Origin of the sequence: Pseudomonas sp. JV245A (assembly GCF_032424515.1) — a bacterium.
Lineage (GTDB): Bacteria > Pseudomonadota > Gammaproteobacteria > Pseudomonadales > Pseudomonadaceae > Aquipseudomonas > Aquipseudomonas protegens.
Genome location: NZ_VYKE01000174.1, coordinates 1 through 9735, shown reverse-complemented (window position 1 = coordinate 9735; position 9735 = coordinate 1). Strand labels below are relative to the sequence as shown.

General features: G+C 64.8%; 9 protein-coding genes. 3 read left to right on the top strand and 6 right to left on the bottom strand.

Features of this window, described 5'->3' with window-relative positions; genetic code table 11:
* On the top strand, positions 1–1100 hold a 1100-nt coding region (locus tag F6S12_RS27480), incomplete at its 5' end, for an LTA synthase family protein (RefSeq protein ID WP_315869535.1).
* Positions 1101–1262: 162 nt separating this feature from the next.
* On the opposite strand, the gene F6S12_RS27475 is transcribed toward F6S12_RS27480, so the two are convergent.
* Positions 1263–1415, bottom strand: a complete 153-nt coding sequence (locus F6S12_RS27475; RefSeq protein ID WP_007945780.1) for a DUF3309 family protein — start codon at positions 1413–1415, stop codon at positions 1263–1265.
* Positions 1416–1723: 308 nt separating this feature from the next.
* Between F6S12_RS27475 and F6S12_RS27470 the strand changes: the two genes are divergently transcribed.
* Positions 1724–2539, top strand: a complete 816-nt coding sequence (locus F6S12_RS27470) for an SDR family oxidoreductase (RefSeq protein WP_011062608.1) — start codon at positions 1724–1726, stop codon at positions 2537–2539.
* Positions 2540–2604: 65 nt separating this feature from the next.
* A complete protein-coding gene (locus F6S12_RS27465) occupies positions 2605–2937 on the top strand; it encodes a YnfA family protein (RefSeq protein ID WP_011062607.1) in 333 nt (110 codons plus the stop codon).
* A 36-nt stretch (positions 2938–2973) separates the two neighbouring features.
* Here the strand turns inward: F6S12_RS27465 and F6S12_RS27460 are convergent, their stop codons facing one another.
* From F6S12_RS27460 to mnmC, 5 genes are all read right to left on the bottom strand, one after another.
* A complete protein-coding gene (locus tag F6S12_RS27460; RefSeq protein WP_011062606.1) occupies positions 2974–3201 on the bottom strand; it encodes a YheU family protein in 228 nt (75 codons plus the stop codon).
* Between the two features lie 84 nt (positions 3202–3285).
* Positions 3286–4470: an osmoprotectant NAGGN system M42 family peptidase gene (locus F6S12_RS27455; RefSeq protein ID WP_015636583.1), complete on the bottom strand. Its 1185-nt coding sequence runs from the start codon at positions 4468–4470 to the stop codon at positions 3286–3288.
* A gap of 126 nt (positions 4471–4596) precedes the next feature.
* On the bottom strand, positions 4597–6342 hold the full coding sequence (ngg, locus tag F6S12_RS27450; protein ID WP_011062604.1) for an N-acetylglutaminylglutamine synthetase: 1746 nt from the start codon (positions 6340–6342) through the stop codon (positions 4597–4599).
* Between the two features lie 3 nt (positions 6343–6345).
* Complete coding sequence (locus tag F6S12_RS27445; RefSeq protein WP_125062995.1) at positions 6346–8118, bottom strand: N-acetylglutaminylglutamine amidotransferase; 1773 nt, start codon at positions 8116–8118, stop codon at positions 6346–6348.
* 203 nt (positions 8119–8321) lie between these two features.
* A partial coding sequence (gene mnmC / locus F6S12_RS27440; protein WP_315869534.1) for a bifunctional tRNA (5-methylaminomethyl-2-thiouridine)(34)-methyltransferase MnmD/FAD-dependent 5-carboxymethylaminomethyl-2-thiouridine(34) oxidoreductase MnmC occupies positions 8322–9735 on the bottom strand: 1414 nt, incomplete at its 5' end.

Here is a 9735-nt window from a genome sequence, read left to right as displayed (position 1 = left end):
CCCTGGGACGTCCGGGGGAGATCACTCCGTACTTCGACAAACTGTCCAAGGAAGGCCTGCTGTTCGACCGCTTCTTCTCCAACGGCACCCACACCCACCAGGGCATGTTCGCCACCATGGCGTGCTTTCCCAACCTGCCTGGCTTCGAATACCTGATGCAGACCCCGGAAGGCAGCCACAAGCTGTCCGGCCTGCCGCAACTGCTCAGTGCTCGCAACTACGATGACGTGTATGTCTACAACGGCGATTTCGCCTGGGACAACCAGTCGGGGTTCTTCAGCAACCAGGGCATGACCAACTTCATCGGCCGTAACGACTTCGTCAATCCGGTGTTCTCCGACCCGACCTGGGGCGTGTCCGACCAGGACATGTTCAACCGCGGCCTGGAAGAGTTGAAGGCCCGGGAAGGCAAGGGGCCGTTCTATGCCCTGCTGCAGACCCTGTCCAACCACACGCCGTATGCCCTGCCCACGCCTTTGCCGGTGGACAAGGTGACCGACCGCGGCAGCCTCAACGAACACCTGACGGCCATGCGCTACTCCGACTGGGCCCTGGGCCAGTTCTTCGAGAAAGCGCGCAAGGAGCCTTACTTCAAGGAAACCCTGTTCGTGGTAGTGGGCGACCATGGCTTCGGCAACGAGCAGCAGATCACCGAAATGGACCTGGGGCGCTTCAACGTGCCCATGCTGATGATCGCTCCGGGCATCCAGGAAAAGTTCGGCCAGCGTGACCACACCGTGGGCACCCAGATCGACATCGTGCCCACCATCATGGGCCGCCTGGGTGGCGACGTACTGCACCAGTGCTGGGGGCGCGACCTGCTCAACCTGCCGGAAGGCGACAAGGGCTTCGGCGTGATCAAGCCTTCGGGCAGTGACCAGACCGTAGCGCTGCTGACGGCGGACCGGGTGCTGGTACTGCCCAAGGAAATGCCGCCACGGCTGTACAAGTACGAACTGGGTTCGGCACCGGGGGGCGAACTGATCCCGGATTCTGCCGATGAGGCGCAGCTCAAGCAGAAGCTGGAATCCTTCCTGCAGACGGCGACCAAGAGCTTGCTCGACAACACCGCAGGCGTGGTCAACGGGAAACCGGACTAAACGCTGTAGCGCCGGCCCTGTCATGCGGGGTTGGCGCAAGTTGCCCGCGTGAATAAAACACCCCACAAGTGGGGTGTTTTTTATTCGGGCTAATAAAAAGGCGCCGGTGAAGACCGGCGCCTTTTTACGTTCAAACATGCTCTGGGGCGAGCAATAAGGGCGTTATATCCTGCCCAGCAGCAAGAGTACCAACAGCACCACCAGCACGACGCCAATGATTCCTGAAGGCCCATAACCCCAGCTTCTGGAGTGCGGGAATACTGGCAGGCCGCCAATCAGCAGCAGAATCAGAATAACGATCAGAATGGTGCCCATGGCTGTTTCCTTATTGGAATAGAGTTGAACAACGCAGTTATTCAAGGACAAGTTCGTTTTAGGGATAAAGCGAACCGCTTAATAAATCCGACTCTGCGCCCTTCCAGAAAATTCCAAGTATTTTTAAAGCTTTCCGCTTTCGGTCTTATTTCCTTTGCGCCTGCCCGGAGCAGGGGGGGCGGATGACAGGTCGGGGGCACCGGGCCGGCGGTTTGCCCGGGGCATTCAGCACCCTGATGGTGCGTGGGTGGCGCAGGGGCCTTCGCTACACTGCGGCTCATCTTCCCCGGAACAACAAGGCAACTCTTATGCAAAATCGCATGATGATCACTGGCGCCGGCTCCGGCCTGGGTCGCGAAATCGCTTTGCGCTGGGCCCGCGAGGGCTGGCGGCTGGCCTTGTCCGATGTCAGCGAGGCGGGCCTGCAGGAAACCCTGAAACTGGTGCGTGCAGCCGGTGGTGACGGTTTTGTGCAGCGTTGCGATGTGCGTGACTACAGCCAGTTGACCGCCTTCGCTCAGGCCTGCGAGGTGAAGTTCGGCGGCATCGACATCATCGTCAACAACGCCGGCGTGGCCTCTGGCGGGTTCTTCAGCGAACTGTCGCTGGAAGATTGGGACTGGCAGATCGCGATCAACCTGATGGGGGTGGTCAAGGGCTGCAAGGCCTTCCTGCCGCTGCTGGAGCAGAGCAAGGGCAAGATCATCAATATCGCTTCCATGGCGGCCTTGATGCAGGGCCCGGCCATGAGCAACTACAACGTGGCCAAGGCCGGAGTGGTGGCGCTTTCCGAGAGCCTGTTGATCGAGCTCGCGCAGCAGGAAATCGGCGTGCATGTGGTCTGCCCGTCGTTCTTCCAGACCAACCTGCTGGACTCCTTCCGGGGGCCGACCCCGGCCATGAAGGCCCAGGTGGGCAAGTTGCTGGAAAACTCGCCGATCACCGCCGCCGAGATCGCCGACTACATCCATGCCCAGGTCGATGCCGGCCAGTTCATGATCCTACCCCACGAGCAGGGCCGCATGGCCTGGGCCCTGAAGCAGAAAAATCCCCAGGCGCTGTACGACGAAATGACCCTGATGGCCGACAAGATGCGCGCCAAGGCCAAGCAAAGCGCCAGTTGAGCTTGCCCAATCCCCCTGGGCGTCGTTAGGGTTGCCGGCATCCGACAATCCTGACGAGTTCCTGCATGCTCAATTACCTGTGGTTCTTCCTCGCCGCGCTGTTTGAAATCGCCGGCTGCTATGCGTTCTGGATGTGGCTGCGTCAGGGCAAGAGTGCCTTGTGGGTGATTCCCGCGCTGGTCAGCCTGACCCTGTTCGCCCTGTTGCTGACCAAGGTCGAGGCCACCTACGCCGGGCGCGCCTATGCCGCCTACGGAGGCATCTATATCGTCGCTTCGATTGGCTGGCTGGCAGTGGTGGAGCGGGTACGGCCCCTGGGTTCGGATTGGCTGGGGCTGGCGCTGTGCGTGATCGGGGCCAGTGTGATTCTGTTCGGCCCGCGCTTTTCCAATGGCTGAATAACCCGGCCCAGAGAAGCTGGGCCGGGGGTAGGGTCAGTCGAACAGCTCCTTGGGCACATCGTGCTTGAGCATCAGTTGGCACTGTTCGCTGTCCGGATCGAAGACGATTACCGCCTGGCCCTTGGTCAAGGCCTGGCGCACCCGCAGCACACGGGTCTCCAGGGGCGTTTCATCACCGTTGTCGGTGCCCTCGCGGGTTACGAAGTCCTCGATCAGGCGGGTCAGGGTGTCGACTTCAAGTTGGTCGTGGGGAATCAGCATGGGGGCCTCCGGCAAACAATCCGGGATCCTACTGCGCCCGGGGCCGTGCCGCCAGCCAGGGCGTGCACAAACGCCGGGGCGGGTTCAGGATTTCTGCCCCACCAGGCTGTCCACCGAGGGCACCCGGGTATCGCTTTCCATTTGTGCATCGTGCTCCAGTTGATGGCTGAAGCGGTCCAGTGAGCCCTGGGCCGGTTGCGCGTCGCTGGCAAATACCGGCGGGCTGAGGATGTAGGCCCCCAGCAGGCGGCTGAGTGCCGCCAGGCTGTCGATATGGGTGCGCTCATAGCCGTGGGTGGCGTCGCAACCGAAGGCCAGCAGCGCAGTGCGGATGTCGTGGCCGGCGGTGACCGCCGAATGGGCGTCGCTGAAGTAGTAGCGGAACAGGTCGCGACGCACCGGCAACTCGTGTTCGCCGGCCAGGCGCAGCAGGTGGCGGGACAAGTGATAGTCGTAGGGGCCACCGGAGTCCTGCATGGCCACGCTCACCGCATGTTCGCTGGAGTGCTGGCCCGGGGCGACCGGGGCAATGTCGATGCCGACGAACTCGCTGACGTCCCAGGGCAGGGCCGCTGCCGCACCACTGCCGGTTTCTTCGGTGATGGTGAATAGCGGATGGCAGTCGATCATCAGCGGCTCGCCGCTGTCGACTATGGCCTTGAGCGCGGCCAGCAGCGCGGCGACACCGGCCTTGTCGTCCAGGTGCCGGGCGCTGATATGGCCGCTTTCGGTGAACTCGGGCAAGGGGTCGAAGGCAACAAAGTCACCCACGCCTATCCCCAGGGATTCGCAGTCGGCGCGGGTGGTGCAGTAGGCATCCAGGCGCAGCTCGATGTGGTCCCAACTGATGGGCAGTTCGTCCACCGCGGTGTTGAAGGCGTGCCCGGAGGCCATCAGCGGCAGGACGCTGCCGCGCAACACGCCGTTGTCGGTGAACAGGCTGACCCGGCTGCCCTCGGCAAAGCGGCTGGACCAGCAGCCCACCGGGGCCAGGGTCAGGCGGCCGTTGTCCTTCACCGCGCGCACGCTGGCGCCAATGGTGTCCAGGTGCGCCGAGACGGCCCGGTCCGGGCTGTTCTTCTGGCCCTTGAGGGTGGCGCGAATGGTGCCACGACGGGTCAGCTCGAAGGGGATGCCCAGTTCTTCAAGGCGTTCGGCGACATAGCGCACGATGGTGTCGGTAAAGCCGGTGGGGCTGGGAATGGCGAGCATTTCCAGGAGGACTTTCTGCAGGTAGGCGAGGTCGGGTTCGGGAATCTTGCGGGTCATGGAAACTCCTGATGAGAAACGGCCATCGATGGTTTCGATGAGGGCATGGATGCAGGGCCAGGGGGCGCCTTCGCTGCCAAGCCAGCTCCTACCAGTGAGGGTAGGAGCCGGCTTGCCGGCGAAGGATCACGGCGCCGGTTGGCTGTGGGGAAACAGCAGGTCGACAAAACGTTCGGCGGTGGGTTGCGGTTCGTGATTGGCCAACCCGGCGCGTTCGTTGGCTTCGATGAACACGTACTCGGGCTGATCCGCCGCCGGCACCATCAGGTCCAGGCCCACCACGGGAATGTCCAGGGCACGGGCTGCGCGGATGGCGGCGTCGGCCAGGGTCGGATGAAGGATGCCGGTGACGTCTTCCAGAGTGCCGCCGGTGTGCAGGTTGGCGGTGCGCCGTACAAACAGCCGCTCCCCGGCGGCCAGTACGCTGTTGTAGTCGTAGCCGGCGGCGTGCAGGGTGCGCTGGGTCTCCTGGTCCAGGGGGATTTTGCTCTCGCCGCCGGTGGCCGCCTGGCGGCGACGGCTGCGGGCTTCGATCAGCGCGCCGATGGAGTGCTGACCATCACCGATGATTTCCGCGGGACGGCGGATAGCCGCTGCCACCACTTCAAAGCCGATCACCAAGATGCGCAGGTCCAGGCCTTCGTGGAAGCTTTCCAGCAATACCCGGCTGTCAAAGCGGCGGGCGTGGTCGATGGCCTTTTGCACCTCTTCGATGGTCCGCAGGTCCACCGCCACGCCTTGTCCCTGCTCGCCATCCAGGGGCTTGACCACCACCCGCTGGTGCTCGTCGAGAAAGCCCAGGTTGTCATCGGCGTTGCCCGCCAGTTGCTGCGCCGGCAGGTTCAAGCCAGCACCCTTGAGCACCTTGTGGGTCAGGCTCTTGTCCTGGCACAGGCTCATGCTGATGGCGCTGGTGAGATCGCTCAGTGATTCCCGGCAGCGTACCCGGCGCCCGCCGTGGCTGAGGGTGAACAGCCCGGCGTCGGCGTCATCCACCTGCACATCGATGCCCCGGCGATGAGCTTCCTCGACGATGATCCGCGCATAGGGGTTGAACTCCGCCTGGGGCCCGGGGCCGAGGAACAGCGGCTGGTTGATGCCGTTCTTGCGCTTGATGGCGAAGGTCGACAGGGTGCGAAAGCCGAGTTTGGCGTAGAGGTTCTTGGCCTGGCGGTTGTCGTGCAGCACCGACAGGTCGAGGTAGCTCAGGCCGCGGCTCATGAAGTGTTCGATCAGGTGGCGCACCAGCACTTCGCCGACGCCCGGGCGACTGCAGTCGGGGTCCACTGCCAGGCACCAGAGGCTGCTGCCGTGTTCCGGGTCCTGGTAGGCCTTGTGGTGATTGAGGCCCATGACGCTGCCGATCACCGCGCCGCTGTCTTCGTCCTCGGCCAGCCAGTACACCGGCCCGCCCTGATGGCGCGGGGTCAGCAGTTGCGGGTCGATGGGCAGCATGCCGCGGGCCTGGTACAGCTGGTTGATGGCTTGCCAGTCGGCTTCGCTCTGGGCGCGACGGATGCGGAAACCGCGAAATACCCGAGTGGCCTGGCGGTAATCGCTGAACCACAGGCGCAGGGTATCGGAAGGGTCGAGGAACAGTTGCGCCGGTTCCAGCCCCAGCACTTGTTGTGGCGCCGCCACATACAGAGCGATGTCGCGTTCGCCAGGTCGCTCGTTGAGCAACTCCCCGGCCAGGCTGGTGGGGTCGGGAAAGGTATGGCCGATCAGCAGGCGGCCCCAACCGCAATGTACCGCGATCGGTTCGCACCCGGGTTCGCTGCCGTCTTCGGCGAAGCGCGCCTGCAGGCGTTCATAGGACGGCGCCTGGCCGCGCAGCAGGCGTTGGCTGTAAGCCGTGGCGTGAGCTTTCATCGGTCAGATTCCTTGTTCGCTGAGCCACAGGTTCAATGCCGCCAGTTGCCACAGCTTGGAGCCGCGCAAGGGCGTCAACTGGCCCTGGGGATCGGTCAGCAGGCGGTCGAGCATGGCCGGCTTGAACAGGCCGCGATCCTGGCTCGGGTCCAGCAGCAGTTCGCGTACCCAGTCCAGGGTCGCGCCCTGCAAGTGCTTGAGGCCCGGCACCGGGAAGTAGCCTTTCTTGCGGTCGATCACCTCGCTGGGGATCACCAGCCGCGCAGCTTCCTTGAGCACCTGCTTGCCGCCGTCCGGCAACTTGAAGCGCGCCGGCACCCGGGCCGAAAGCTCCACCAGGCGGTAGTCGAGGAACGGCGTGCGCGCCTCCAGGCCCCAGGCCATGGTCATGTTATCCACACGCTTGACCGGGTCATCCACCAGCATCACCGTGCTGTCCAGGCGCAGGGCCTTATCCACAGCTGCGTCGGCGCCGGGCTGGGCGAAATGCTCGCGGACAAAATCCCCGGCGGCATCGTTGGCGGTCAGCCACTGCGGTTGTACGGTGGCCGCGTAGTCGTCGTAGCTGCGGTCGAAGAAGGCCGCACGGTAGGCCGCGTAGGGGTCGCTGGCGCCGTCCACCTGCGGGTACCAGTGGTAGCCGGCAAAGAGTTCGTCGGCGCCCTGGCCGCTTTGCACTACCTTGCAGTGCTTGGCCACTTCCCGGGACAGCAGGTAGAAAGCGATGCAGTCGTGGCTGACCATCGGCTCGCTCATGGCCCGAAAGGCCGCGGGCAACTGTTCGATGATTTCACGTTCATCGATGCGCAACTGGTGATGCCGGGTGCCGTAGTGCCGGGCAATCAGGTCGGAGTACTGGAACTCGTCGCCCCGCTCGCCACCGGCGTCCTCGAAGCCGATGGAGAAGGTCGACAGGTTGTCCACCCCGACCTCTCGCAGCAGGCCCACCAGCAAGCTGGAGTCGACACCGCCGGACAGCAGCACGCCCACATCCACCGCTGCCCGTTGGCGGATGGCCACCGCTTCACGGGTGCTGTCCAGCACCCGGTCACGCCAGTCTTCCAGAGTCAGGTTGGTTTCGTCGGCACGGGGGCCGTAGGGTAGGGTCCACCAGGTCTGCTGCTCGGTGCGGCCGTCGGCCTCGATACGCATCCAGGTGGCCGGCGGCAGTTTTTCGATGCCTGCCAGCAGGGTTCGCGGTGCTGGCACCACGGCATGGAAGTTCAGGTAGTGGTTGAGCGCCACGGGGTCGAGCAACGGGTTGATGTCGCCACCTTTGAGCAACGCCGGCAGGGCCGAGGCGAAGCGCAGGCGCTGGCCGGTGCGCGACAGGTACAGCGGCTTGACCCCGAGGCGGTCGCGGGCGATGAACAGGCGCTGGGCATCGCGCTCCCAGATGGCGAAGGCGAACATGCCGTTGAGCTTGGGCAGCAGGTCCGCGCCCCAGGCGTGGTAGCCCTTGAGCAACACCTCAGTGTCGCCGCCGGAATAGAAGGCATAACCCTTGCCTTCCAGTTCGGCGCGCAGTTCGGGGAAGTTGTAGATCGCGCCATTGAAGGCCAGGGACAGGCCCAGTTGGTTGTCGACCATGGGCTGCGCCGAGCCGTCCGAAAGGTCCATGATTTTCAACCGTCGATGGCCGAGGGCAATCGGGCCCTGGCTGTGAAAGCCCCAGGCGTCCGGGCCGCGAGGGGCCAGGTGGTGGGTGATTCGTTCAACCGCTGCCAGGTCGGCAGGTTGATGATCAAAGCGTAATTCGCCAGCTAGTCCGCACATAAGTCCTTACCGGTTTTTCCGTTGGGGAGAGTCAATCTGCCGCCGTCAAAAGGGCGGCTACCTGGAAACTGACCTGTGCGTAACTCGGGAGTTTTAGATCGATCGGTTATAAGTAGTTGAGTGGGGCCGGACGGTTGGATGTAGCGCTTGGTGCTGGCCAGCGGCCATTGGCGGCGCTGGAAAGTCAGCGCCGCCGCTCTGCTTCAGGCCTTGCCGCGAATCAGGCGACGCAGGGCAAAACGGTTCGGATGGCAGGCTTCGGCCACGCTTCTGGGCAGGGGCAGGGGCTCGTTTTCCAGCCAGGCGGCCAGCAGCTCGCCGGACAGCGGCGCGGTGATCAGCCCACGGGAACCGTGGCCACTGTTGATGTACAGGCCGTCGAGCCAGGGGCAGGGCAGGTCCGGCACCTGGCGCGCATCCTTGCCCAGGGCGGCGTAGGTTTCGGCAAAGGCAAGCGGGTCCGCCAGGGGGCCGACGATGGGCAGGTAGTCCGGGCTGGTGCAGCGGAAGGCCGCGCGGCCTTGCAGGCTGTCCAGGGGCAGTTGCTCGGCACCCAGGCGGTGCAGCAGGTCGCCGGAGATTTCCCGCAGCATCTCCAGGTTGCCGGCATGCTCGGCGCTGGTGGGGGTCAGGTCCTGGCTCTTGAAGTCGAAACTGGCGCCCAGGGTGTGTTCCCCCAGGCGCGCGGGGGCGACGTAGCCTTCGGCGCAGACCACCGTGGCCAGGCTCTGGCTTTGTGCGGTCTGGGGCAGGCGGGTGATCTGCCCGCGAATGCGCTTGAGGGGCAGGTCGGCGCTGGCCGGGAAGCGCTTGATCTCGGCCGCACCGGCGAGGATCACCACCGCGGCGCTGGCCAGCATCCGGTCGCCGTCCCAGGCTTGCCATTGCTCATCGACCCGACGCAGTTCCAGGACTTCCCGGTGTGCCAGGACCTGGATCCGCGGGTGGCTGGCCTGCCATTGGCACAGGGCCGGCGGATGCACCCAGCCACCTTCGGGGTAGAACAGGCCTCCGTGCTCAAGGCCGATACCGGCCCGGGCCTGGGCTTGGGGTTGGTCCAGCAGGTGCAGCAGGTCGGCGGGAAAAGCCGCGGCCAGTTGGGCCTGGCGCTCGGCTTCCTTGGCATTGAAGGCCAGTTGCAGCACGCCGCAGCCATCCCAGTCCTGGCCGCGCTGCAGGTGCTCCAGTTGGCGCCGGGTATAGCCGAAGCCGCTGAGGATCATCTGCGACAGGGCGGTGCCGTGGGCCGAGAGCTTGAGGTAGAGCACGCCCTGGGGATTGCCCGAGGCCTCCCGGGCCAGCTCTGCATGACGCTCCAGCAATTGCACCTGCCAGCCGCGGGCGGCCAGGCTGGCGGCGCTGGCACAACCGGCCAGCCCGCCGCCGATCACCAGGGCGGTCTTCTCTTGCCGCGGGGGGCGGGCGAACCAGGGCCTGGCCCTGGCCGGCGCCGGCGCATCCTCTGGCCAGCCGAGGAACTCGCCTCGCAGTACCTCCCATTTGTGGCCGATGCCCGGGGTGCGTTTCATCTTGAAGCCGGCACTGTTCAGCAGCCGGCGCACCCAGCCGGTGCTGGTGAAGGTACTGATAGTGGAACCTGGGGCGGCCAGGCGCGCC